The 22,953-nt window shown below is 67.0% G+C and carries 24 protein-coding genes; 12 read left to right on the forward strand and 12 right to left on the reverse strand.

Annotated elements, in window-relative coordinates:
• Positions 1-31: 31 nt before the first annotated feature.
• The 3 genes from usfY (at position 32) to AC5Y2L_RS08985 (ending at position 1,980) form a co-directional block, all read left to right on the forward strand.
• Positions 32-370 carry a protein UsfY gene (gene usfY / locus AC5Y2L_RS08975; RefSeq protein WP_499933502.1) on the forward strand — a complete coding sequence of 113 codons (339 nt, stop codon included), beginning with the start codon at positions 32-34 and terminating at the stop codon, positions 368-370.
• Positions 371-746: 376 nt separating this feature from the next.
• Complete coding sequence (locus tag AC5Y2L_RS08980; protein WP_499933501.1) at positions 747-1,184, forward strand: ATP-binding protein; 438 nt, start codon at positions 747-749, stop codon at positions 1,182-1,184.
• A gap of 7 nt (positions 1,185-1,191) precedes the next feature.
• The gene (locus tag AC5Y2L_RS08985; protein WP_499933499.1) at positions 1,192-1,980 is read left to right on the forward strand and encodes an RNA polymerase sigma factor SigF; all 789 of its coding nucleotides are present in this window, start codon (positions 1,192-1,194) and stop codon (positions 1,978-1,980) included.
• Here the strand turns inward: AC5Y2L_RS08985 and AC5Y2L_RS08990 are convergent.
• The 7 genes from AC5Y2L_RS08990 to AC5Y2L_RS09020 all read right to left on the reverse strand — a co-directional run bounded on the left by AC5Y2L_RS08990 (position 1,951) and on the right by AC5Y2L_RS09020 (position 8,578).
• Complete coding sequence (locus tag AC5Y2L_RS08990) at positions 1,951-2,364, reverse strand: STAS domain-containing protein (protein WP_499933498.1); 414 nt, start codon at positions 2,362-2,364, stop codon at positions 1,951-1,953. The genes AC5Y2L_RS08985 and AC5Y2L_RS08990 overlap by 30 nt on opposite strands.
• A 198-nt stretch (positions 2,365-2,562) precedes the next feature.
• The gene (locus tag AC5Y2L_RS08995) at positions 2,563-4,356 is read right to left on the reverse strand and encodes an acetyl/propionyl/methylcrotonyl-CoA carboxylase subunit alpha (protein WP_499933496.1); all 1,794 of its coding nucleotides are present in this window, start codon (positions 4,354-4,356) and stop codon (positions 2,563-2,565) included.
• A gap of 107 nt (positions 4,357-4,463) precedes the next feature.
• A complete protein-coding gene (locus AC5Y2L_RS09000; RefSeq protein WP_499933495.1) occupies positions 4,464-4,892 on the reverse strand; it encodes a SufE family protein in 429 nt (142 codons plus the stop codon).
• A complete protein-coding gene (locus tag AC5Y2L_RS09005; protein ID WP_499933493.1) occupies positions 4,889-5,794 on the reverse strand; it encodes a sulfurtransferase in 906 nt (301 codons plus the stop codon). Before AC5Y2L_RS09005 ends, AC5Y2L_RS09000 begins: the two co-directional genes overlap by 4 nt.
• A 212-nt stretch (positions 5,795-6,006) precedes the next feature.
• The gene (locus AC5Y2L_RS09010) at positions 6,007-6,645 is read right to left on the reverse strand and encodes a Maf family protein (protein ID WP_499933491.1); all 639 of its coding nucleotides are present in this window, start codon (positions 6,643-6,645) and stop codon (positions 6,007-6,009) included.
• Positions 6,642-6,905 (reverse strand): acyl-CoA carboxylase subunit epsilon, encoded by a 264-nt coding sequence (locus AC5Y2L_RS09015; protein WP_499933490.1) that lies wholly within the window; start codon positions 6,903-6,905, stop codon positions 6,642-6,644. Before AC5Y2L_RS09015 ends, AC5Y2L_RS09010 begins: the two co-directional genes overlap by 4 nt.
• Before the next feature lie 23 nt (positions 6,906-6,928).
• Positions 6,929-8,578: an acyl-CoA carboxylase subunit beta gene (locus AC5Y2L_RS09020; RefSeq protein WP_499933489.1), complete on the reverse strand. Its 1,650-nt coding sequence runs from the start codon at positions 8,576-8,578 to the stop codon at positions 6,929-6,931.
• A gap of 49 nt (positions 8,579-8,627) precedes the next feature.
• On the opposite strand from AC5Y2L_RS09020, the gene AC5Y2L_RS09025 reads away from it, so the two are divergent.
• On the forward strand, positions 8,628-9,434 hold the full coding sequence (locus AC5Y2L_RS09025) for a biotin--[acetyl-CoA-carboxylase] ligase (protein ID WP_499933488.1): 807 nt from the start codon (positions 8,628-8,630) through the stop codon (positions 9,432-9,434).
• Positions 9,435-9,443: 9 nt separating this feature from the next.
• Entirely contained in the window at positions 9,444-9,959 is a 516-nt protein-coding gene (locus AC5Y2L_RS09030) for a PH domain-containing protein (RefSeq protein WP_499933487.1), read from the forward strand.
• On the opposite strand, the gene AC5Y2L_RS09035 is transcribed toward AC5Y2L_RS09030, so the two are convergent.
• The gene (locus AC5Y2L_RS09035; protein ID WP_499933486.1) at positions 9,917-10,576 is read right to left on the reverse strand and encodes a GtrA family protein; all 660 of its coding nucleotides are present in this window, start codon (positions 10,574-10,576) and stop codon (positions 9,917-9,919) included. The genes AC5Y2L_RS09030 and AC5Y2L_RS09035 overlap by 43 nt on opposite strands.
• A 98-nt stretch (positions 10,577-10,674) precedes the next feature.
• Between AC5Y2L_RS09035 and AC5Y2L_RS09040 the strand changes: the two genes are divergently transcribed.
• Genes AC5Y2L_RS09040 through AC5Y2L_RS09050 form a run of 3 tightly spaced genes read left to right on the forward strand, consistent with a single transcriptional unit; the run spans position 10,675 to position 13,575 of the window.
• Positions 10,675-11,850, forward strand: a complete 1,176-nt coding sequence (locus AC5Y2L_RS09040; RefSeq protein ID WP_499933485.1) for a 5-(carboxyamino)imidazole ribonucleotide synthase — start codon at positions 10,675-10,677, stop codon at positions 11,848-11,850.
• A 26-nt stretch (positions 11,851-11,876) separates the two neighbouring features.
• On the forward strand, positions 11,877-12,395 hold the full coding sequence (gene purE, locus AC5Y2L_RS09045; protein WP_499933483.1) for a 5-(carboxyamino)imidazole ribonucleotide mutase: 519 nt from the start codon (positions 11,877-11,879) through the stop codon (positions 12,393-12,395).
• A gap of 10 nt (positions 12,396-12,405) precedes the next feature.
• Positions 12,406-13,575 (forward strand): acyl-CoA dehydrogenase, encoded by a 1,170-nt coding sequence (locus AC5Y2L_RS09050; protein WP_499933482.1) that lies wholly within the window; start codon positions 12,406-12,408, stop codon positions 13,573-13,575.
• A gap of 54 nt (positions 13,576-13,629) precedes the next feature.
• On the opposite strand, the gene AC5Y2L_RS09055 is transcribed toward AC5Y2L_RS09050, so the two are convergent.
• Complete coding sequence (locus AC5Y2L_RS09055; RefSeq protein ID WP_499933481.1) at positions 13,630-13,995, reverse strand: hypothetical protein; 366 nt, start codon at positions 13,993-13,995, stop codon at positions 13,630-13,632.
• A gap of 220 nt (positions 13,996-14,215) precedes the next feature.
• Here AC5Y2L_RS09055 and AC5Y2L_RS09060 point away from each other — a divergent pair, with 220 nt between their 5' ends.
• The 3 genes from AC5Y2L_RS09060 (at position 14,216) to AC5Y2L_RS09070 (ending at position 17,468) form a co-directional block, all read left to right on the forward strand.
• Positions 14,216-15,430, forward strand: coding sequence for a PP2C family protein-serine/threonine phosphatase (locus AC5Y2L_RS09060; RefSeq protein WP_499933480.1), 1,215 nt, complete (start codon positions 14,216-14,218; stop codon positions 15,428-15,430).
• Positions 15,431-15,501: 71 nt separating this feature from the next.
• Complete coding sequence (locus AC5Y2L_RS09065; RefSeq protein ID WP_499933898.1) at positions 15,502-17,031, forward strand: sensor histidine kinase; 1,530 nt, start codon at positions 15,502-15,504, stop codon at positions 17,029-17,031.
• Entirely contained in the window at positions 17,028-17,468 is a 441-nt protein-coding gene (locus tag AC5Y2L_RS09070; protein WP_499933478.1) for a response regulator, read from the forward strand. Before AC5Y2L_RS09065 ends, AC5Y2L_RS09070 begins: the two co-directional genes overlap by 4 nt.
• Before the next feature lie 2 nt (positions 17,469-17,470).
• On the opposite strand, the gene AC5Y2L_RS09075 is transcribed toward AC5Y2L_RS09070, so the two are convergent.
• The 3 genes from AC5Y2L_RS09075 to AC5Y2L_RS09085 all read right to left on the reverse strand — a co-directional run bounded on the left by AC5Y2L_RS09075 (position 17,471) and on the right by AC5Y2L_RS09085 (position 22,092).
• Positions 17,471-19,750: a SulP family inorganic anion transporter gene (locus AC5Y2L_RS09075; protein ID WP_499933476.1), complete on the reverse strand. Its 2,280-nt coding sequence runs from the start codon at positions 19,748-19,750 to the stop codon at positions 17,471-17,473.
• Positions 19,751-19,974: 224 nt separating this feature from the next.
• Positions 19,975-21,165 carry a CoA transferase gene (locus tag AC5Y2L_RS09080; RefSeq protein ID WP_499933475.1) on the reverse strand — a complete coding sequence of 397 codons (1,191 nt, stop codon included), beginning with the start codon at positions 21,163-21,165 and terminating at the stop codon, positions 19,975-19,977.
• A gap of 9 nt (positions 21,166-21,174) precedes the next feature.
• Complete coding sequence (locus tag AC5Y2L_RS09085) at positions 21,175-22,092, reverse strand: class I SAM-dependent methyltransferase (RefSeq protein ID WP_499933473.1); 918 nt, start codon at positions 22,090-22,092, stop codon at positions 21,175-21,177.
• 234 nt (positions 22,093-22,326) lie between these two features.
• Here AC5Y2L_RS09085 and AC5Y2L_RS09090 point away from each other — a divergent pair, with 234 nt between their 5' ends.
• Entirely contained in the window at positions 22,327-22,947 is a 621-nt protein-coding gene (locus tag AC5Y2L_RS09090; protein ID WP_499933897.1) for a cation efflux transmembrane domain-containing protein, read from the forward strand.
• Positions 22,948-22,953: the final 6 nt, after the last annotated feature.

Below are 22,953 nucleotides of genomic sequence, written 5' to 3' on the forward strand. Positions count from 1 at the left end.
CAGTATCTTGTCCGACGAGGGAGGAGGCGTGATGGGAGATACGCATCACGATCCAACGGATTACTCCCGGACCACGCAACCGCACGCCGGCATCGTTATGAAGGACAACTTTTTCTGGCCCGGGTTGATCCTGATTGCTGTGGCGGTGGCCGGGATGATCAGCACGGCGGCGGCTGCCAGCTACCGACATTACGAGTGGCTTACCACGACGATCCTGATCGCCGTCCTGGGATTGGTCGCCGGGGCGATCTGGTTCGTCGTGGAGAATCGCCGAGTGCGCCGCATCGAGGAGCGGTGGTACGCGGAGCACGCGGACAGTCTGCGGCGCCAACACACGGCCGAAGCCAAGACCGGCGAAGTCAAGACATAGTGCGAAAGCTGCGTCCCCCGGCGCATCGGTGAGTTCGGGGCGGTTACCGGCCGCTCCGAGCGGGTATCAGGTGTAGACCATGATGAGTGCCTGCGGTATTGCGATAGCGGGGTCAACCCGTCATGGGGCCCGCGATGGGGCGCAGAATCAGTGACACCACCAAACATCCTTACCGCAAGCAAGATCTATATGACCAGCATGATGCCGCGTGCCGGACAGGGCCCTGACCGGCCGGTTGCACGGCGCGTCCGGGCGGTGCTGGTTCGCTCAGCTTCGCCCGGTCCGGGCCGGATATCCGGGGGCAAACATGGCTAACCAACTCGAAGGCGGAACCGAAAGCGGGACCAGTGTCGATCACATATTGCCGGGAGACTGTATGACCGATGCGGAATCGCGTGGCAACAAGCGCCAACGCGGGGAGCGCGCCGTCGAACTGCAAGTTGCCGCACGCCTGGAGAACTTGGCGATGCTGCGCACCTTGGTGGGCGCGATCGGCACCTTCGAGGACCTGGATTTCGACGCCGTTGCCGACCTGCGACTCGCGGTGGACGAAGTGTGTACCCGATTGATCCGCTCGGCTACTCCGAACGCCGTGCTGACCGTGGTTGTCGACCCCCGCGACGACGAACTGGTGGTGGAGGCTTCCGCGGCCTGCGACACACACGACGTCGTCGCACCGGGCAGCTTCAGCTGGCACGTGCTGACCTCACTGGCCGACGACGTCCAGACCTTCCATGACGGACGTGAACCCGATGAGTCCGGCAGTGTTTTCGGCATCACGCTGACGGCGCCACGGGCGGCCTCCAGCAGGTGAGAGCCAGGTGACAGCGCGAACTGCCGGCGGTTCTGTGTCGCGCCCTAACGAATACGCCGATGTCCCGGAGATGTTCCGCGAGTTGGCCACGCTGACCGAAGACCCGTCGGAATTTCAACGTCGGCGCGACGAGATAGTCGAGCGGTGCCTGCCGTTGGCTGATCACATTGCCCGCCGGTTCGAGGGCCGCGGCGAACCGCGCGACGACCTGGTCCAGGTCGCCCGCGTCGGCCTGGTCAACGCGGTGGTGCGGTTCGACGTCGAGACGGGTTCGGACTTCGTCTCGTTCGCGGTGCCCACGATCATGGGCGAGGTACGACGGCACTTCCGCGACAACAGCTGGTCGGTCAAGGTTCCGCGGCGGCTGAAGGAACTGCACCTGCGGCTGGGCACCGCGACTGCCGATCTTTCGCAACGCCTGGGCCGCGCGCCGACCGCAACGGAACTGGCCGACGAATTGGGGATGGACCGCGACGAGGTGGTCGAGGGCCTGGTGGCGGGTAGTTCCTACAACACCTTGTCCATCGACAGTGCCGGCGGCAGCGACGAGGACGACGCCCGCGCCATCGCGGACACGCTGGGCGAGGTCGACAACAGTCTGGACCGGATCGAGGACCAGGAGGCGCTACGCCCGCTGCTCGAGGCGTTGCCCGAGCGCGAGCGAATGGTGTTGGTGCTGAGGTTTTTCGAATCGATGACGCAAACGCAGATCGCCGAACGGATCGGTATCTCGCAGATGCATGTGTCGCGGCTGCTGGCCAAGTCGTTAGCGCGGCTGCGGGATCAGTTGCAATAGGCCCGATTTGGCGGCGGTGTGCTGACCGTCGGTCACCGCCTCGGCCAGCGAACCCGCGGTCGGTAGTGCCCCGTCCGGGTCGCAGATGCGCAACAGGTGGCGGACCGCTCTGCCGGGTACCAGCACCCACTCCGCGCCTACCGACGAACACACCACGTTGATCCGGTGCAGCGCCGAAAAACCGGCAGTACCAATGAAATCCAGGCTCCGCAGATCCAGGATCAATCGCTTGGACCCACGCAGAGCATGTTGTACATGTTCGGTGAACTGGTTGGCGTTCGCGGCGTCGATCTCACCGTGTGCGGTGACCACGGTGGCCGAATGGTCGCGGCAAGTGGTGAACTCCGCTGGGCGGTGTTCTTGCCACGATTGGATCACAGACATTGCTGACTCCGATCAGCTGCTTGTGCTGTGGATCGCGCCAGCGGACCTGGTAACGCTCGCGGGCAAGGGGTGCGCCTCCCGAGCGTCGGTCTCATTGTGCTGGGGACGCGATTCCGGGCGGCTGTGAACTCAACCTTCTCGCACCCTACCCAAGGTGCGCCGGGCCGACAACGATGCTGGCCAGGTCGGCCTCGATCGTTACTTGATCTCGGCGAGCACCGTGCCCTGGGTGATGGCCGCGCCGGCCTCGACCGCCAGGCCGGTGATGGTGCCGTCCTTGTGCGCGGTGACCGGGTTTTCCATCTTCATCGCCTCGAGCACCACGACCAGGTCGCCTGCGGCGACCTCTTGGCCCTCAGTGACCGCGACCTTGACGACGGTGCCCTGCATGGGTGCGGTCACCGCGTCACCGGAAGCCGCCGCGCCGGAATGGGCTCCGCGCTTGCGCGGCTTGGGCTTTTTGCGGATGACGCCGGCCGGGTCGCCCGATCCGTTGCTCAGCGCCAGGTCGCCGGGCAGCGACACCTCGAGGCGCCGGCCGTTGACCTCGACCACCACCTTCTGCCGCGGACGGGTCTCCTCCTCGTCGAGCGGTTCGCCGCCGGTGAACGGCTCGACGGTGTTGTTCCACTCGGTCTCGATCCAGCGGGTGTGCACCGAGAACCCGTTCTCGTCGCCGATGAACGCCGGGTCGGACACCACGGCGCGGTGAAACGGGATGACGGTGGCAAGGCCTTCGACGTGGAACTCGTCCAGGGCGCGGCGGGCGCGGGCCAGCGCCTGCTGACGGTCGGCGCCGTAGACGATCAGCTTGGACAGCATCGAGTCGAACTGGCCGCCGATCACCGAGCCGGCCTCGACGCCGGAGTCCAGCCGGACGCCGGGTCCGGTCGGGATGTCGTACCGGGTGACCGGGCCGGGTGCCGGCAGGAAGCCGCGTCCGGCGTCTTCGCCGTTAATCCGGAACTCGATGGCATGCCCGCGCGGGGTCGGGTCTTCGGTGATATCGAGCTTGTCGCCGTTGGCGATTTTGAACTGCTGCAGCACCAGGTCGATGCCGGCGGTCTCCTCGGTGACCGGGTGCTCGACCTGAAGGCGGGTGTTGACCTCCAGGAAGGAAATCAGTCCGTCCTGGCCGACCAGGTACTCGACCGTGCCCGCGCCGTAGTAGTGAGCCTCTTTGCAGATCCGCTTCGCCGACTCGTGGATCTCCTTGCGCTGTGCGTCGGTCAGGAACGGCGCCGGCGCCTCCTCGACCAGCTTCTGGAAGCGGCGCTGCAGCGAGCAGTCTCGGGTGCCTGCGACGACGACATTGCCGTGCTGGTCGGCGATCACCTGCGCCTCGACGTGGCGGGGCTTGTCCAGATACCGCTCGACGAAGCACTCGCCACGCCCGAACGCGGCAACCGCCTCGCGGACCGCCGATTCGTACAGCTCGGGGATTTCCTCGAGGGTGCGGGCCACCTTCATGCCCTTGCCGCCGCCGCCGAAAGCGGCCTTGATCGCGATCGGCACGCCGTACTCCTTGGCGAACGCCACGACCTCGTCGGCATCCTTGACCGGATCCGGGGTGCCGGGCACCAGCGGGGCCTGCGCGCGGGCGGCGATGTGACGGGCGGTGACCTTGTCGCCGAGGTCGCGGATCGACTGTGGGCTGGGCCCGATCCAGATCAGGCCCGCGTCGATGACCGCCTGGGCGAAGTCGGCGTTCTCCGACAGAAAGCCGTAGCCGGGATGAATCGCGTTGGCGCCGGACTTGGCCGCCGCGTCGAGGAGCTTCGCGAAATCCAGGTATGACTCGGCCGAGGTTTGGCCCCCCAGCGCGTACGCCTCGTCGGCCAGCCGCACGTGCGGGGCCTCGGCGTCGGGTTCGGCGTAGACCGCGACGCTGGGCAGACCGGCATCGCGGGCCGCGCGGATCACCCGGACAGCGATCTCGCCGCGGTTGGCGACCAGAACCTTGGCGATCCTCGAGCTGGCGTGACTGGCCACTGCGCCTCCTGTTTGGCAGATCTGCAAACGATGTCTAAGAGAGTTTCTTACAACTCGGGGGAAGTCTAAGCGCCGCGCCGAAGGACCGGCCAGGCGGTGCCGGGAAATCAGGGTTCCGGCGAGGTTTCGCGCAATCGCCGCTTGATCCTGGCCAGCATCGCCGACATCCCGCGCAACCGAAGCGGGCTGATCAAGGCCGCCAAACCCAGGTCGGTATAGAAATCTTCGGGCACCGCGAGGATGTCAGCGGCGGGCTGTTCGTCCAGGCCGGCGGCCAGGATGGAGGCAAACCCCCGGGTGGTCGGCGCTTCAGGCGGCGCGCTGAAGTACAGCCGGACCCGGTTCGGATCGTCGGCGTCGACATGCAGAAACAGCGGAGACTGGCATTCTGGCACCGGCTCCATTGCCGCCTCCTCCAGGTCGGACGGCAGCGCCGGCAGATCGTTGGCGAACTCCAGCAGCAGCTGCAGCTTGTCCTGGCCCTGGACTTCGGCGAAGTCGGACACCACCTCTGCGAGCGGGGCGGGCAGAGTCATGGCGCCGATACGGCTCCCGGGGCCTGGCCCGGTTCCGAGCCCGCGACGATCGGTACGCGCACGGTGTTTCCCCACTCGGTCCAGGAGCCGTCGTAATTGCGCACTCCGGGCTTGCCCAGCAAATGGGTGAGGACGAACCAGGTGTGGCTGGACCGCTCGCCGATGCGGCAATACACGACGGTCTTGTCGTCGGGGGTGACGAAGTTATAGAGCTCTTCCAGCTCCTCGCGGCTGCGGAAGCGACCGCTCTCGTCCACCGCCTTGCCCCACGGGATCGATCTGGCGGTGGGGATGTGGCCGGCACGCAGCGCGCCTTCCTCGGGGTAGTCGGGCATGTGGGTGCGCTGGCCGGTGTATTCCTCCGGCGAGCGAACGTCGATCAGCGGCTGCCTGCCGATGATGGCCAGCACGTCGTCTTTGAACGCGCGGATGGGTGCGTCGTTGCGCTCGACCACGGGATAGCCCGTCGACGTCCTGGTCGGAACCTCCAGGGTGGTGTCCCGGCGCTCGGCGAGCCACAGGTCGCGACCGCCGTTGAGCAGACGCACGTCCGGGTGACCGAACAAAGTGAAGACCCACAGTGCGTAGGCCGCCCACCAATTGCTCTTGTCGCCGTAGATGACCACAGTGTCGTCGCGGGAGATGCCCTTGCGGTTCATCAGGTCGGCGAACTGCTCGCCGTTGATGTAGTCCCGGACCCGCGGGTCGTTGAGGTCGGTGTGCCAGTCCACCTTCACCGCGCCCGGAATATGACCGACGTCGTAGAGCAGGACGTCCTCGTCGGATTCGACGATCACCAGGCCGGGCGCGCCGAGGTTTGCGGACAGCCAGTCGGCGGTGACCAGTCGTTCGGGGTGGGCGTAGGCCGACAGCGTGGGGCTCGGATCTGGGGGTAGCGGCACGCATTCGAGCCTACCGCTGACCGGCGGACCGTCGGGTGTCAGTGCTGGCTGTGCAGTTGCGGCGTTGAGTGTGCGTCTACAGCGTTCGCTGTGCATCTAGGGCGTTGGCTGTGCATCCATGGTGCAAAACGGGCCGAATCGACGCCGCAGGCTCACACCGAAAGCCCTGGATTCACACCGAAAGCCCTGGCTTCACTCCGAACGCCTTGGTTTCACACCGGATTGGCCGCCCAGAGCGCGGCGATCGACAGCCCGACCCGCTGCAGCAGCGACCGAAGCAGCGGCAGGCTCAGCCCGATCACGTTCGACGGGTCGCCGTCCACCCCGTCGATGAACCAGCCACCCAGTCCGTCCAGGGTGAAGCCCCCGGCGACTCGCAGCGGCTCGCCGCTGGCCAGGTATGCCCGCAGGTCGTCGGCCGACGGTGTGCCGAAATGCACTGTGGTGATTGATGTTTCAACCTCCTGGTGAACCACCCGGTGGTCGAGAACGCGGATGACGCAATGGCCGGTGCAGAGCCGGCCGGCTCGGCCCGCCATCGACTGCCACTGCTCGTTTGCATCGGTCACCGATCGCGGCTTGCCGCACAGCCGGTCGTCGAGATACAGCATCGAATCACAGCCGACGACAACGCAATCCGCCGCGACGGATTCATCCAAGCCTTCCGCGACCCGTTCGGCCTTCGCGCGGGCAAGCGCACACACCACCTCACCGGGCGACGACGCCGAACCCAGGCCCGCGGTGACGAACTCCTCGTCGACGCCGGAGACCACGACCAGCGGATCCACCCCGGCCTGGCGCAGCACCTTGAGCCGCCCGGCAGAGGCGGACCCGAGCACAAGTCGGGTCATCGCTGCATGTGGATGCGTTCCTGCAGGGTGACTCGTTGGTGGTTGGTGATGGCAAACCGCAGCTTGTCGACCGGTAATCCCCAGCGGGTCTGCGGAGGCTGTTCCGGCTCGGGCGCACCGCCGACGCAGCCCAGCACGGCGATCACGGCCGCCAGCTCCGCGTCGGTGGGATTGCCCTTCTCGATGTGGATGTGCGGCTCGTGCGCGTGATGCGTGTCCTCGGTCAGGGCCTGATGGTTCGTCTCGTTCCCGTCACTCACTGCGTTCGTTCCGCTCACTCGACTCATAGCGGAATGTTCCCGTGCTTCTTCGGCGGCAGGTGAGAGATCTTGCGCTCCAGCAGGCGCAGCGCCGTGCCGATGTAGCCGCGGGTGTGCGACGGCGGGATCACCGCGTCGACGTAGCCCCGTTCGGCGGCGACGTACGGGTTGACCAGCGTGTCCTCGTACTCCTGCTGCAGCTGTAAACGCAGCGCGTCGACATCCTGGCCGGCGTCGGCCGCTTCCTTCAGCTGCTTGCGGTAGACGAAGCCGACGGCGCCGGAGGCGCCCATCACCGCGATCTGCGCCGTCGGCCAGGCCAGGTTGACGTCGCAGCCCATGTCCTTGGACCCCATCACGCAGTAAGCGCCGCCGTAGGCCTTGCGGGTGATGACGGTGATCTTCGGGACCGTCGCCTCACCGTAGGCGAACAGCAGCTTGGCGCCACGACGGATGATGCCGTTGTATTCCTGGCCGGTGCCCGGCAGAAAGCCCGGGACGTCGACCAGCATGACGATCGGGATGTTGAAGCAGTCGCAGGTCCGCACGAACCGGGCCGCCTTCTCCGAGGCGTTGATGTCCAGGCAGCCGGCGAAGTGGGTGGGCTGGTTGGCCACGATTCCGACGGGGCGGCCGTCGATGCGGCCGAACCCCACGACGATGTTCTGCGCGTAACCGGCCTGGATCTCCAGAAATTCGTCCTCGTCGAGGATGCGGGTGATCACCTCGTGCATGTCGTAGGGCTGGTTCGGCGAGTCCGGGATCAACGTGTCGAGCTCGATGTCTTCCTCGGTCAGGTTGTCCTCGATCGCGCCCTCGGGAACCGGCTCGGCGTAGCGCGGGGCGTCGGTGAAGTTGTTGGGTGGCAGGTAGCTGAGCAGGTCGCGAACCCAGTCGAAGGCGTCCTGCTCACCGGATGCGACGTAGTGCAGCGTGCCGGACTTGGCCATGTGGGTGTGGGCGCCGCCGAGTTCCTCCATGGTGACGTCCTCGCCGGTGACGGTCTTGATGACGTCGGGCCCGGTGATGAACATCTGGCTGGTCTGGTCGACCATGACGACGAAGTCGGTCAGGGCGGGGGAGTACACGTGCCCGCCGGCGGCGGCGCCCATGATCAGCGAGATCTGCGGGATGACGCCGGAAGCCAGGATGTTGTTGCGGAAGATGCGGCTGTAGAGCCCCAGCGAGACCACGCCTTCCTGGATGCGCGCGCCCGCGCCGTCGTTGATGCCGATGAGCGGACGGCCGGTCTTGATCGCCAATTCCTGCACCTTGACGATCTTTTCGCCGTACACCTCGCCGAGGCTGCCGCCGAACACCGTGGCGTCCTGGCTGAAGATGCACACGTCGCGCCCGTCGATGGTGCCGTAGCCGGTGACCACCCCGTCGCCCAGCGGACGGTTGGCCTCCAGGCCGAAGTTGGTGCTGCGATGCCTGGCCAGCGCGTCGAGTTCGACGAACGAGTCCTCGTCCAACAGGGCGTAGATGCGCTCACGCGCGGTCAGCTTGCCTTTGGCGTGCACCTTCTCGACGGCGGCCTCACCGACGGGATGCAGCGACTCCTCGCGCCGCCGGTGTAGCTCGGCCAGCTTGCCCGCGGTGGTGTGGATGTCGATCTTGTGCTCTGCGGCGGGCTCGGCGGTATGCGCCGAATGGTCGGTAACGCTTGTCATGGGAGTCGATGTTATCGGCAGTCGCTGTGGCCGGCCGTAGGCTGGCCCTGTGAACGAGCGCGACCGGCTCCGACAGCCGCTCGATGTCGAAGCGCTGCGCGCCGAGGTGATCGCTGCCGGTTGGCGGCAACTCGACGTCGTCGCGCAGACCGGCTCCACCAACGCCGACCTGCTGGCGCGTGTGGCGTCCGGCGCCGACGTCGACGGGGCGGTGCTGATCGCCGAGCACCAGACCGCCGGGCGGGGCCGTCAGGGCCGGGGCTGGTCGGCCACGCCGCGGGCGCAGATCACCATGTCGGTGGGTGTGACCGTCGTTGACATCCCCGTCGCGCGGTGGGGCTGGCTGACCCTGGCCACCGGCGTCGCGGTACTGGACACGGTGGCGCCCTTGCTCGCGGCGAACGGGGTCGAGGCAGGCCTGAAGTGGCCCAACGACGTGCTCGCCGGTGGCGGCAAGTTGGCCGGGATCCTGGCCGAAGTGGCGCGGCCCTACGTGGTCATCGGGCTGGGTCTCAATGTCACCCAGGCGCCGGCCGAGGTGGACGGTCCCGGGGCGACGTCGCTGCTGGACCTGGGCGTGGCGGCACCCGACCGGGCCGCGCTGGTGGTCACCCTGGCCCAAGAGTTGGCAAAACGGATCGCCGCGTGGCGGGCCGCGCACGGTGCCGACGCGCAGTTGGCCGCCGACTATCGGGCGCGCAGCCTGACGCTGGGCACCCCGGTGCGGGCCGAGCTTCCGGGCGGCGGCGAGGTTGCCGGGACCGCCCGCGATATCGATGACCAGGGCCGGTTGTGCATCCAAACCGAGACCGACACCGTAACCGTCTCGGCCGGCGACATCGTCCATTTGCGTTAGCCTTCCCAGGTGGGCTATCCGGAGAATGTCCTGGCCAAAGGCGAGCAGGTGGTGCTGCACCACCATCCACACTGGAAGCGACTGATCGGGCCGGCGCTGGTGCTGATCTTCGGGACGGGACTGGCGGTGTTCGGCGTCGCCGTCGTCAACTCGACGCATTGGCCGCAGCTGACCAAGAACATCATCTACGGAGTCGTCGGGGCAATCTGGCTGGTGCTGATCGGGTGGCTGACGCTGTGGCCGTTTCTGAGCTGGCTGACAACCAACTTCGTCGTCACCAACCGGCGGGTGATGTATCGGCACGGCGTGCTGACCCGAAGCGGGATCGACATCCCGGTGGCACGGATCAACAGCGTGGAGTTCCGGGACAAGATTTTGGAGCGGATGTTTCGTACCGGGACCCTGATCATCGAGTCAGCCGCACAGGATCCGCTGGAGTTTCCTGACATTCCGCGGCTGCGCGAGGTGCACAGGCTGCTGTATCACGAAGTCTTCGACACCGGCCCGTCGGGCTCGCCGAACTGAGCGAACCGGTTGGCTCTGCGGTTGCGCCAGGCCCGCAGCAGCGTGACGTTGCCGTCCTCCAAGTTGTCCTCGAAGACCTCGGCGATGCCGCCCGCGGTGAGCGCCGATTCCAGCGCCTTCTCCGGGTTGCGGGCGAACTGGTCGGGGAACACCCAGCGCCGGAACGCCCAGAAGCGGAACGCCATCTGCAGCAGGTTGCCGACGATGTAGGCCGAGATGAAGTCGGCGATGTTCTCCACAGTCAGCGACACCGTCGGGACCCGCAGCTGCAGGATGTAGCTGGAGATCCACAGCGGCGCCATGCTCAGCAACACTCCGACGCCGCTGAACGCAAAGAACAACAGCGCCTCGTGGTGGCGCTCGCGGCCACCGCGGTCGCGGAAGCTCCACTCCCGGTTCAGGATGTAGGACGCGATGACCGCGACAATGCCGGCTATCACTTTGGCGGTCACCGGCTTGGGCTCGAGAATCGTCAGTTTCAGCGTGTAGAAAATCGCCGAGTCAATGATGAAAGTGGTGCCGCCGACAATGGCGAATTTGATCAGCTCGTGATGGCGCAGCGCAAAAGGTTGAAGCACCTGGGGAAGACGCGCGATCGTGGCATCGGCAAAGGACACAGCACGCCAGTCTACGGAGTAATGCAAAAGGGGCGCAAAATCGTACATAACGATTCGGTCGCGCAGCCGCTAACACGCCGGTCAGGCCCCGTGACACGATGATGGCCGTGCCGAGTACACGAACGCCGTTGGTCGCGATGGTGGGCGGCGGCCAGCTTGCCCGGATGACGCACCAGGCCGCGATTGCGTTGGGACAGACGCTACGGGTGCTGGCCACCAGCCCGGATGAACCCGCCGCACAGGTCAGCCCCAATGTGGTGATCGGCTCGCACACCGATCTTGCCGACCTGCGCCGGGTTGCGACCGGAGCCGACGTGCTGACCTTCGACCATGAGCTGGTGCCGGGCGAGCTGCTGGAGAAGCTGGTGGCCGAGGGCGTCGCCGTGGCACCGCCGCCGGAGGCGCTGGTGCATGCCCAGGACAAGCTCGTGATGCGGCAGCGGCTGGAGGCGCTGGGTGCGCCGGTGCCGCGGTTCGCAGGAATCCAGAGCGTCGACGAACTCGATGCCTTCGCGCAGCGCATCGCCGGCCCGGTGGTCGTGAAAGCGGTCCGCGGCGGGTACGACGGGCGCGGTGTGCGGATGGCTCGCGACCCGTTGCACGCCCGCGAGATCGCGGCCGACTTCCTGGCCGATGGGGTGCCGGTGATGGCCGAGGAGCACGTGCAACTGCAGCGCGAACTGTCGGCGCTGGTAGCGCGCTCATCCTTCGGCCAGGGCGCAGCCTGGCCGGTAGTCGAGACGGTGCAGCGCGACGGCATCTGCGTTCAGGTGATCGCGCCAGCGCCGGACCTGCCCGACGACCTGGCCACCGACGCACAGCAGCTGGCGTTGCGGTTGGCGGACGAACTCGGCGTGGTCGGGGTCCTCGCCGTCGAGCTGTTCGAAACCGTCGACGGCACGCTGCTGGTGAACGAGCTGGCGATGCGACCGCACAACTCCGGGCACTGGACCATGGACGGGTCGCGGACCAGCCAGTTCGAGCAGCATCTGCGTGCGGTGCTCGACTACCCGCTGGGAGACACCGCCGCCCTTGCTCCGATCACGGTGATGGCCAATGTGCTCGGCGCGCGGCAGCAGCCGGCGATGACCGTCGACGAGCGGTTGCACCACCTGTTCGCCCGCATGCCGGATGCGCGGGTTCATCTGTATGGCAAGGAAGAGCGCCCCGGCCGCAAGGTCGGGCACGTCAACTTCGTCGGTGCCGACCTCGACGAGCTGCGAGAACGCGCCGAACTGGCCGCACACTGGTTGTCACATGCGCAGTGGCGATAGCGAAGCGATGAAGAGGAGCGGCGCAGATGACTGAAGCACCGCGGGTCGGGGTGATCATGGGCAGCGACAGCGACTGGTCGGTGATGGAAGAGGCCGCCAACGCGCTGGCCGAGTTCGACATTCCCACCGAGGTTCGGGTGGTCTCGGCGCACCGCACGCCCGCGGCGATGTTCGACTATGCCCGCGGCGCGGCCGACCGCGGTATCGAGGTGATCATCGCCGGCGCCGGCGGTGCCGCCCACCTGCCGGGGATGGTCGCCGCCGCGACGCCGCTGCCGGTGATCGGGGTGCCGGTGCCGCTGGCAAGGCTGGACGGCCTGGACTCGCTGCTGTCGATCGTGCAGATGCCGGCCGGGGTTCCGGTGGCCACGGTGTCGATCGGTGGAGCCCGCAACGCCGGCTTGCTGGCGGTGCGCATCCTGGCATCCGACGACGCGCAGCTGCGCGCCCGAGTCATCGCCTTCCAGGACCGCCTGGCCGAGACCGTCCGGGCCAAGGATGCTGCTCTGCAGCAGCTGCACGATAAGGTCACCGACGAGTCATAAGGAGGCTGACATGGCTGCGTGGGCCGGAGATCCGTCGTTCGATGTGTACAAACTGCCGGAGGAGCACGAGGAACTGCGGGCGGCGATCCGCGCTTTGGCCGAGCGGGAAATCGCTCCCTACGCGGCCGAGGTGGACGAGAATTCCCGGTTCCCGGAGGAGGCGCTGGCGGCGCTGAACGCGTCGGGTTTCAACGCCGTGCACATCCCCGAGCAGTACGGCGGTCAGGGCGCGGACTCGGTAGCCGCCTGCATCGTGATCGAAGAGGTGGCGCGCGTGGACGCATCGGCCTCGTTGATCCCGGCGGTGAACAAGCTGGGCACCATGGGCCTGATTCTGCAGGGCTCCGAAGAGCTGAAGAAGCAGGTGTTGCCGTCGATCGCCCAGGACGGGGCGATGGCGTCCTATGCGCTGAGCGAGCGTGAAGCCGGCAGTGATGCGGCCTCGATGCGCACCCGCGCCAAGGCCGACGGCGACGATTGGATTCTCAACGGCACCAAGTGCTGGATCACCAACGGCGGCAAGTCGACCTGGTACACCGTGATGGCGGTGACCGACCCGGACCGCGGCGCCAACGGCATTTCGGCGTTCATGGTGCACATAGACGATGAGGGGTTCAGCATCGGCCCGAAGGAGAAGAAACTCGGCATCAAGGGCTCGCCGACCACCGAGTTGTACTTCGAGAACTGCCGCATCCCCGGCGATCGGATCATCGGCGAGCCTGGTACCGGGTTCAAGACCGCGCTGCAGACCCTCGACCACACCCGCCCCACGGTGGGGGCGCAGGCCGTCGGGCTCGCGCAGGGTGCGCTGGACGCCACCGTTGCCTACACCAAGGAGCGCAAGCAGTTCGGCAAGTCGATCTCGGAATTCCAGGGTGTGCAATTCGAGCTGGCCGACATGGCGATGAAAGTCGAGGCGGCCCGCTTGATGGTCTATACCGCCGCAGCCCGCGCCGAACGCGGTGAGCCCAATCTCGGGTTCATCTCCGCGGCGGCCAAGTGCTTCGCCTCCGACACCGCCATGGACGTCACCGAATCGGCCGTGCAACTGTTCGGCGGCGCCGGCTACACCACCGACTTCCCGGTCGAGCGAATGATGCGCGACGCCAAGATCACCCAGATCTACGAAGGCACCAACCAGATTCAGCGGGTGGTGATGTCGCGGGCGCTGCTGCGCTGATTCGGCGCCGTCGAGGGGAAGTCGACGGTTACGCGACGATCCTGGCCTGGCGCGTTAACCTGAGTCGTGGTCGCTGAAGACTCCACCGACACGCCCGGTGAACCCGATCGCCGACCGGCCGAACTCGACGAGCGCGAGAAAGCCATCGCGGCTCGTGAAGCCGACCTGGCAAGCCGCGAGTGGCAGGCTGACGAGCGAGATCGGATCGCTGATGAGCGAGACCGAATCGCCAACGACCGCGAACAGGTGGCAGATCAACGAGAGCGCGATGCGGACGACCGCGAGGGCACGTCTGCCGAGCGTGAGCGCGAGCGGCTGCAACGCATAGACGCAGAGACGGAGCGCGGGAGAGCGGCTGACCGGCGGGAGGAGGCCGACGTCGCGCGCGCGATGGCCGAAACCGAACGACGGCACGACCAAGGCTGATCCTTACGCGACACTCTGGGGGAGGTCGCGAAAAGCTCAGCGCCACCGCATACCATCCACTGAGGCTTTAGGACCAAGGCCGCGTAATTGGCAACCACCAGTCGGGCTGGCGAGACCATGCGTACGGCCACAGGTACCCGCGTTCTCGGCCTTCCCGATGGCCTCCAACCTGCGGAAAGTATGACGTGAACCACCCGTGCGCGGCAGGGCACTGATGCCCGTGCGAGCTCCGGTCGCCCAGGCGGCGCATGTGCAGTCGCTGTCGTTGCTGTTGGTCGAGGACGACCGGGCCGACGCGGTGCTGGTGGAAGAGTTGATCGCCGATACGGTCGCCGATATCCGCGTGGTGTGGGCGCAATCGATGGCACACGCAGAGCGCGAGCTCTCTTCGGCCCGGCCTGACTGTGTACTGCTGGACCTGCACCTGCCGGATGCCCATGGCATCGAGGCGCTGGACCGGATCGCCAAACATGACGCCACGGTCCCCATCGTCGTGCTGACCGGGCTGAACGACGAGAACTTCGGGGCGTCGGCTGTTGCCGCCGGCGCGCAGGACTACCTGGTCAAGGGCCGCGTCGAACCCGATGTGCTGCGGCGTGCGCTGTTTTATGCGATCGAGCGCAAACGCGCCGAGCTGATCGCCGCCGACCTGCGCGCAAGCCAACTCCGGGCCCGCGAAAACGCGTTGCTGGAACGCGGCCTGCTGCCTTCTCCGCTGCTGCTCGAGAACCCCGGTGTCGAGATCGTCGCCCGATACCGGCCCAGCCGCGAGGACGCGTTGCTGGGCGGGGATTTCTACGACGTCGTGCAGACCTCCGACCGCACGGTCCACGTCGTGATCGGTGACGTCGCCGGGCACGGACCCAACGAGGCCGCACTGGGCGCGGCCCTGCGGATCGCCTGGCGTGCGCTCACGCTTGCCGGCGTGCACGGCGGTGAGCTGATGTCGCACCTCGAGCGGGTCCTGCATGCCGAGCGGGCGGGCCGAGGAATCTTCGCGACGGTGCTCAGCCTCGCCGTTCCGGTTGCCACCGGTGGCGTCGATGGCCAACCGATCACCGCCACCCGCGCCGGTCATCCCGGCCTGTTGCTGCACGGCCCCGACGCGCCCGGCGGCGTGGAATGGATCGTCCCGCCGGGCGGGCCGGCGCTGGGCCTGCGGGCCGCCGACTGGCCGGAGCACGAGCTGGTGCTGCCGGCCAGTCACGGGCTGGTGCTGCTCACCGACGGGCTCTTCGAGGGCTATTCGGGCCGCGGCAATGAACGGCTCGGCGAAGACGGCCTGCTCGCGTTGGCCCGAAGGCACGCCCACTTGCCCGGGCCGGCGTTCGTCGACGCGCTCATCGACGGGGCACAGCGACTGGCGCAGCCGCTCGGCGGCCTCACCGACGACGTTGCCGTGCTGCGGGTGGAGCGGACCGCGAGGTGAGCCGCAAGTTCGATCCGTTGCGGGAATTGCAGCTCACCGTGCGGGAATGGCAATTGCTGGTGCTCGTCAGCATGGGTGCGCTGGTGCTCGCGGGTGCGGCGGTGGGGGCGGTGTTGCTGCATCGCGCCGACGCCGTGTCGCACGGGCTGACCGACGGCATCTCGCCGGCCCGGATAGCCGCGGGCCAGCTGCAGTCGGCATTGCGCGACCAGGAAACCGGCACCCGCGGTTACCTGATCTCCGCCGATCGCCAGTTTCTCACCCCGTATTACGACGGGCAGCATGCCGAACAGATTGCGGCCCAGGACATTCGGCACCGCATCGGCCAGCGTTCCGATCTGATCGCCGACCTGGATGCGATCGAGGCGGCCGCGCACGTGTGGCGGGCGAACTACGCCGAGCCCGTCATCGCGAACGTGACGCCAACGACGCCCAATCTGATAACTCGCGCGATGGCGGAGCGCGGCAAGGCCGAATTCGACCATCTGCGTGAGCTTTTCAACACCCAGAACGCGCATCTGGCCGAGGCGCAGCAGCAGGCCGTCGGCCAGGCCCGGAATATCGCCGAGTGGCGCGACACCGTGCTGGCCGCGATGGTGCTGCTGTTCTGCATCACCGCGGTCCTGCTGGGTGTGCTGACTCGCCGGGCAGTCACCCGGCCGCTGGCCGCCCTGGCTTCGGCGTGCCGACGGATCACCGAGGGCAACTTCGGTGAGCGCATTGCAGCGCCGCGGCGCCCGAAGGACATTCGGGATATGGCGATCGACGTGGAGAACATGCGTCAGCGCATCGTGCAGGCGTTAGACGTATCACGTTCCGCGACAGCGCAATTGGACGAGCAGACGGCCGAGTTGCGGCGATCCAACGCCGAGCTCGAGCAGTTCGCGTATGTGGCGTCGCACGATCTGCAGGAACCGCTGCGCAAGGTCACCTCGTTCTGCCAGCTGCTGGAGAAGCGGTACGGCGACCAGCTCGACGACCGAGCCGCCGAATACATCGGCTACGCGGTCGACGGAGCCAAGCGCATGCAGGTGCTGATCAACGACCTCCTCAGCTTCTCCCGGGTCGGCAGGCTGGGCACCATGAGCACCGACGTGGACCTCGACGCCGCGCTGGATGCCGCACTGGCGAATCTGGCCACCGCGATCGAGGAATCCGACGCCCGGATCGTGCGCCCCGAACACGGGCTGCCGCACATCACCGGAGACCCGATGCTGCTGACCATGTTGTGGCAGAACCTGATTGGCAACGCGGTCAAGTTCCGCCGGGAAGATCGCCCACCCCGCGTCGTCATCGACTGCCACCAGCGGGCCGACGACCTGGTCTTCACCGTCACCGACAACGGTATCGGCATCGCGGAAGAGTTCACCGACAAAGTCTTTCTGATCTTCCAGCGCCTGCACGGCCGCGACGCGTACGGCGGGACCGGCGTGGGCCTGGCGCTGTGCAAGAAGATCGTCGAGCACCACGGCGGCACCATCGGGATCGACACGTCCTACCGCGACGGAACACGGTTCGAATTCACGGTGCCTGAAGCTGCGCCCGGTGCCGAGCCGGTGGTGGCCGGCGCGGGGGACCCTGACGAAGGAGGACGCGAATGATTCCGAACGGCCGGCCGATCGAGATTCTGCTCGTCGAAGACGACCCGGGCGACGAGCTCATCACGCGGGAAGCGTTCGAGCACAACAAGCTCAGCAACCGACTGCACGTCGCGCACGACGGCGAGGAGGGACTGAACTACCTTTACCGGCGTGGCGAGTTCCAGCACGCGCCGCGGCCCGACCTGATCCTGCTCGACTTGAACCTGCCGAAATACGACGGCCGGCAACTGCTGGAGAAGATCAAGTCCGACCCCGACCTGTCCCGCATCCCGGTCGTCGTGCTCACCACCTCCTCGGCCGAGGAGGACATTCTGCGCAGCTACCAACTGCACGCCAACGCCTACGTCACCAAACCGGTCGACCTCGACCAATTCATCAGCGCGGTACGGCAAATCGACGAGTTCTTCCTTCAGGTCGTGCGGCTGCCGCAAAGCTGAGGTTAAAGCGTGCCGGCCGGCTCGACGGGGCGCACGATGCCGTGCCGATTCACCTCGTAGACGCGGGCCGTCGAGATGTCGAAGAACATGCCGTAGACCTTCAAAGCGCCGGCGGCCTTGGCGGAGGCCAAGATCGGGTGATTGGCCAGCTTTTCCATCTGCACCACCACGTTCACGATGCTCAACTGGTCGGCTTCGCTGCGGCCGTCGGACTCCGCACTCGCACGCGCCGGGTGATGGTCCCGGAACGCGGCGAGGGTGTCGCGTCCATGTTCCAGCCACTGGCCGATGGCCGTGTGATCGCCGGCGCCACCAGGCCCGGAAAGCAAGGCCTGCATCGCTCGGCACGACGAATGTCCGCACACCACAACGGAAGTCACACCAAGCTGGTTGAACGCGATGTCCAGCACGGCGTCGACCGATCGGTCGGTCGCATCGGCGGGAACCAGGTTGCCGACGTTGCGGACGATATACAGGTCGCCGGGCCCGCTGGCGGTGATCACGTCGGGCAGGACCCGGGAATCGGCGCAGGTGAGAAACACCGCACTCGGTGTCGTCGCTTCGGTCAGCTCGGCAAGCCGCGGGTACAGCTCGCCGCGGCCGTTGCGGTGGTAGGCGTCGACTCCGTCGAGAATCGAAACCCCGGCGTCCCCATGGCCGCCGTGGTCGCCGTTGCGCGACACAGCCTCGGCCGGCGGGCGCCGGTAGTGGCGTTTGGGCCGGCTGGTGTGCGCGTGGTGCAGCGTCGCCGGCGACGTCTCGACGATGACCACGGCCCCGCCCGTCGCCTCGTGAGCCAACCGCCAATCGGAAATGGCCTCGGAGACCGCCTCGTCGATGTAGTCGGCGTTGAGGGTGAGCCGCACCTGAGACCCCGGCGGCATGGTGGACAGCACCGTGGTCAGTCGCGGCAACAGCAGGAAGCTGAGCGTGCCGTCGATGTCGATGCGCCAGTTTTTCGACTCGGCGTCGCCATACGGCCGGGCCTCGATGGGGGCCCGTACCAACCGCGTCAACAGTATGAAGATCGCCACGCCGAGGCCAATGGCCACACCCTCGAGCAGGTTCAGGAATATCACGCATCCGATGGTGATGCTGTACACCGCGAAATTGCCTGTGCGCCAGGCAAGTTTGATGTGAGCCAGCTTGACCAGCTGGATGCCGATCACGATGAGCAGCCCGGCCAGCGCCGCCTTGGGAATGAGCTCCACCAGATCGGTCAGCAGCGACGCGAACAGCAGGATCCATACGCCGTGAAGTACCGCCGAGGCCCGGGTGCGAGCACCGGCGGCCACGTTGGTGGAGCTGCGCACGATGACCCCGGTGATCGGCAACCCACCCAGCAATCCCGACACCATGTTGGCGCTGCCCTGGCCGATCATCTCCCGGTTGAAGTTCGCGCGCGGGCCGTTGTGCAGCTTGTCGACGGCAACTGCCGACAACAGCGATTCGACGCTGGCGATCAGGGCAACGGTGACGACACCCAGGGCGATGGCACCGATCTCGTGCGTCCACGGCACTCCGCCGGGGGCGGTGGGGGGCAGATGCGGCAAGCCGATGGCATGGAAGAAGTTGCCGGAGAGGTTGATTCGGTCCACACCTTCCAGCCCCGCCAGTTCGGCGACCGCGGTCGCGACGACGATGGCCACCAGGGCGCCGGGAACGAAGCGGATCTTGGCGGGCAGCTTGGGCCACAACAGCAGGATGCCGATGACGATTCCGCCCACGATCACCTCGTGCAGCTCGTGGTGCAGGATGCCGGCGGGCAATGCCTCGATGTTCCGCCACGCCGAGCTGCGTGACGAGCCGCCCATCAGGACGTGCACCTGCTGCAAGACGATGGTGACGCCGATACCCGCCAGCATGGCGTGCACCACCACCGGGGCGACGCCGAGCGCGGCGCGCGCCACCTTGACCACGCCGAACAGGATCTGAATCGCACCGGCGCACATGGTGATGATGCACGTCATCTGCCAGCCGAAGTCGCTGATCAGGCCGGCCACCACCACGGTGAGGCCCGCGGCCGGGCCGCTGACCTGCAGCTGTGAGCCACCGAGGCTTCCGGCGACGATGCCGCCGACCACCGCAGCGATCAAGCCCGCCATCAACGGAGCCCCGGAGGCGATCGCGATACCCAGCGAAAGCGGCAGCGCCACCAGGAACACGACGATCGAGGACGGAATATCGTGCCGCAGGTCGGGCCGCCAGGCGCGCGACTTGAAGGCACCGACAAATTTGGCGGCGCCGGTGGTCGCGGGTTGACTCGTGACGTCGGCGGTCATGGTATGACTCCTCGAACCGGTCAGTCAGGTGGCCGGCGGCAGTCGAGAGCGCTCGCCGTTGGACATGAATCGACCAAATTTAAGGGCAGCAAATATGTTGCTCCCCCCTACAGCATCCTGGAGAGATCCTTATCCATCACTTCGCAAATGCGATGAATGCGAAGCGGATTCATCAACAATTCAAAGAATTCCAAGAATTCAAATAATGCACATTTGTCCTTAACTCAAGGTTCGACCAGAAATGTGTCGTTGTGCTCGCCGAGCACCGGCGGGGGATCAGCGGCCACGGCGCTGAAGCTGGAGTAGCGCGCCGGCGTGCGGATCACCGTGATCGCTCTGTCTCCGCTGCCGACTTCCAGCGCGAGGTCGTTCTCGGCGAACAGCGGGGTGTCGACGACCTGCTTCCAGGTGTAGGGCAGACAGGCCATGAGTCCGCCTTCATGCAGCAGCTCGACCCACTCGGCGGCGGTCTTGGCGGCCAGGGCGGACTCCAATTCCTCGGTCAACTCGGGATAGTTGATCGCCCGTGCGCGCTGGTCGATGAACCGCTCGTCCTCGAGCAGGTCGGGGCGGCCGATGATCTCGCACAGCTTCGCCCAGTGCTTGGGCACGTACGCGGACAGGACGAGGTACCCGTCGGCGGCCCGGAAGGCGTCGGAGGGCTGGGTGGCGAATCCGACGCCCTTGCGCCGCTTGGCTTTCGCGGGCTGGTCCGGCCCCGAAGCGGCGGGTGTGTCCGCCGGGCGGTTCAGGTGGATGGTCAGCTGGTTGGCCTGCAGCCCCACCGCGACGTCGTACATAGCGACCCGCACGGTGTCGGCCACGCCGTGCCGCTCCCGGTTGAGCAGCGCGGCCAGCACCGCCTGCGCCAGTACGTGACCGCTGGCGTTGTCGACCAGCTGGAACGGGATGATTTGCGGCTTGCCGTCCGGGGTTGGCATTCCCGTGGTCATGCCGGACTCGGCGGCGACCATCAGGTCGACTCCCGGCCTGCTGCTGTGCGGGCCGTTGCCGCCGAAGGCCGACAGCCGGGCGTAGATCAGCTTGGGATTGCGGGACCGCAGATCGTCGGGGCCCAGGCCCATCTTCTCCATGACGCCGGGCCGAAACCCTTCCAGCACCACGTCGGCGGTGTCGGCCAGGCGCAATATCTGCTGCTTGGCTTCCTCGTCGGTCAGGTCCACCGCCACCGACTTCTTGCCCCGGTTGTTGGGCAAGAAATACGTGGCCAGCGGGGGGCGCCCGGGCAGGACGGCGGTGATGTGGCGGGCTGCCTCACCGCCGGGGGCCTCGATCTTGACGACCTCGGCGCCCAGGTCGGCCAGCACCTGTCCGGCCAGCGGGCCGGCGACGTTCTGGGTGAAATCCAGCACCCGGAACCCGTCGAGTGGCTTGGGCGCGTCGCTGTTCGACATCGCAGTTCCTCAATCCCGGTGCAACACCGCGGCGCAGTAGTAGTTCTGGGCGAAGGGTGCTTCGAGGTCGTTCGGGTCGGTGAACGGCGTAAAGCCGTTGTCGACCAACAACCGATGCAGCGACGTCCGCTCCGTCTGCCACCCACGCTGGTTTAGATAGCTGGCGACGTCGTGACGCGCACCGGGGAAGCCCAGGTTTTCCAGTGCGACGTCGAGACCGTGCTCCTGCCACTTCACCGCGGCGGCGTTCAGGGCCTGCTGGTTGGCGTCCGAACCCAGGAAGATCTCGGCCACCAGCCGGCTGCCGTCGGCGCTGAGCGCGGTCACGTTGTCCAGCAACCGATCCTGGGCGTCGGGCGGCAAGAACCCGAGCAGGCCCTCGGCGGCCCACGCGGCGGGCCGCTCGGCATCGAACCCGGCCTGGCGGAGCGCCGACGGCCAGTCGTGGCGCAGGTCGATGGGGACGGCGCGGATGTCGGCGGTCGGCTCTGCGCCCAGGCCGGCGATGGTCGCGGACTTGAACTCGATGACTTGCGGTTGGTCGATCTCGAATACCGTCGTGCCCGCCGGCCACTTCAGTCGATATCCACGCGCGTCCAGGCCGGAGGCCAAGATCACCACCTGGCGGATCCCTGCCGCAGCCGCCTCGACGAAGAAGGCGTCGATGTGGCGGGTGCGGGCGGCGAGCAGGTCGGTCATGCGTTGCAGACCCCACGGCGCTGCCGGATCGTCGACCGTTTCCGGGTCGAGGTCGCCGCTGGCCCATCGGGTGAAGAAGTCGATGCCCACCGCACGCACCAGCGGCTCGGCGAACGGGTCGTCGATCAGGCCGGCCCGGGTGGACCGGGCGCGTCCGGCGGCCACCATGGTGGCGGTGGCTCCCACGCTGGTAGCCAGGTCCCAGGTGTCGTTGTCGGTGCGCGCCATCGCTCGAAGATTCTCCGTCCGTCCCGTCCTACTGGTTAGACAGATTAACGACACACCGCGGGCCGGTGGCGAGCAGACGGGAAAGCCGGCCTTTGCCTCGGCTGGCCACGCTTTCCGGCGTTTGGCCCGTGCTGCCCTTAGCATCGTGAGATGCAGTCGGCGACTACTTCCGGTTCGCTCGGCCAGTCCCGGGCCCGAATCGACGATGCCTGCTGCGACCGATCCGCCGTGCCGGTGTCTGCCACCCGTGACGCCGGATGGCAGCGCAGTGCCCGGTGGGCGCGGCGATTGGCCTGGTTGAGCCTGGTGGTGATGTTGTCCGAAGGCGCCATCGGGCTGTGGCAGGGTTTGGCCGTCGGGTCGATCGCGTTGACCGGGTGGGTGCTGGGCAGTGCGCCCGAGGGGCTGGCCAGCGCGATGGTGATCTGGCGGTTCAGCGGCGCACGCACCCATTGCGACAAGTCCGAGCGACGGGCCCAACGTGGGGTCGCGGTGTCGTTCTGGCTGACCGCGCCGTATATCGCCGCCGAATCGGTGCACCATTTGGCCGAGGGTAAGCACGCCGAGACCTCGGTGATCGGTATCGCGCTGACGGCGCTGGCTTTGGTGTTGATGCCGACGTTGGGCTGGGTGAAACACAAACTGGGCGCCCGGCTCGGCTCTGGGGCGACGAAGGGCGAAGGCACCCAGAACTATCTGTGTGCTGCTCAGGCCGCCGGCGTGCTGGTCGGTCTGGCGGTCACCGCCACCTGGTCGGGTGCTTGGTGGGTCGACCCGGTGATCGGGCTCGCTATCGCCGCGATCGCGATGTGGTCCGGTGTGCGGGCCTGGCGCGGCCTGGACTGCGGCTGCTGACGGGGT

It is taken from the genome of Mycobacterium sp. NGS66, assembly GCF_059812225.1.

Bases quoted from the DNA above. Each gene is read 5' to 3' on its own strand.
- usfY (WP_499933502.1), top strand. From the start codon at position 32: ATGGGAGATACGCATCACGATCCAACGGATTACTCCCGGACCACGCAA.
- purE (WP_499933483.1), top strand. From the start codon at position 11,877: ATGACTGAAGCACCGCGGGTCGGGGTGATCATGGGCAGCGACAGCGAC.
- AC5Y2L_RS09060 (WP_499933480.1), top strand. From the start codon at position 14,216: ATGCCCGTGCGAGCTCCGGTCGCCCAGGCGGCGCATGTGCAGTCGCTG.
- AC5Y2L_RS09085 (WP_499933473.1), bottom strand. From the start codon at position 22,092: ATGGCGCGCACCGACAACGACACCTGGGACCTGGCTACCAGCGTGGGA.
- AC5Y2L_RS09075 (WP_499933476.1), bottom strand. From the start codon at position 19,750: ATGACCGCCGACGTCACGAGTCAACCCGCGACCACCGGCGCCGCCAAA.
- AC5Y2L_RS08980 (WP_499933501.1), top strand. From the start codon at position 747: ATGACCGATGCGGAATCGCGTGGCAACAAGCGCCAACGCGGGGAGCGC.
- AC5Y2L_RS09070 (WP_499933478.1), top strand. From the start codon at position 17,028: ATGATTCCGAACGGCCGGCCGATCGAGATTCTGCTCGTCGAAGACGAC.
- AC5Y2L_RS09020 (WP_499933489.1), bottom strand. From the start codon at position 8,578: ATGACAAGCGTTACCGACCATTCGGCGCATACCGCCGAGCCCGCCGCA.
- AC5Y2L_RS09080 (WP_499933475.1), bottom strand. From the start codon at position 21,165: ATGTCGAACAGCGACGCGCCCAAGCCACTCGACGGGTTCCGGGTGCTG.
- AC5Y2L_RS09040 (WP_499933485.1), top strand. From the start codon at position 10,675: ATGATGGCCGTGCCGAGTACACGAACGCCGTTGGTCGCGATGGTGGGC.
- AC5Y2L_RS09000 (WP_499933495.1), bottom strand. From the start codon at position 4,892: ATGACTCTGCCCGCCCCGCTCGCAGAGGTGGTGTCCGACTTCGCCGAA.
- AC5Y2L_RS09050 (WP_499933482.1), top strand. From the start codon at position 12,406: ATGGCTGCGTGGGCCGGAGATCCGTCGTTCGATGTGTACAAACTGCCG.
- AC5Y2L_RS09065 (WP_499933898.1), top strand. From the start codon at position 15,502: ATGGGTGCGCTGGTGCTCGCGGGTGCGGCGGTGGGGGCGGTGTTGCTG.
- AC5Y2L_RS09010 (WP_499933491.1), bottom strand. From the start codon at position 6,645: ATGACCCGACTTGTGCTCGGGTCCGCCTCTGCCGGGCGGCTCAAGGTG.
- AC5Y2L_RS08990 (WP_499933498.1), bottom strand. From the start codon at position 2,364: ATGTCTGTGATCCAATCGTGGCAAGAACACCGCCCAGCGGAGTTCACC.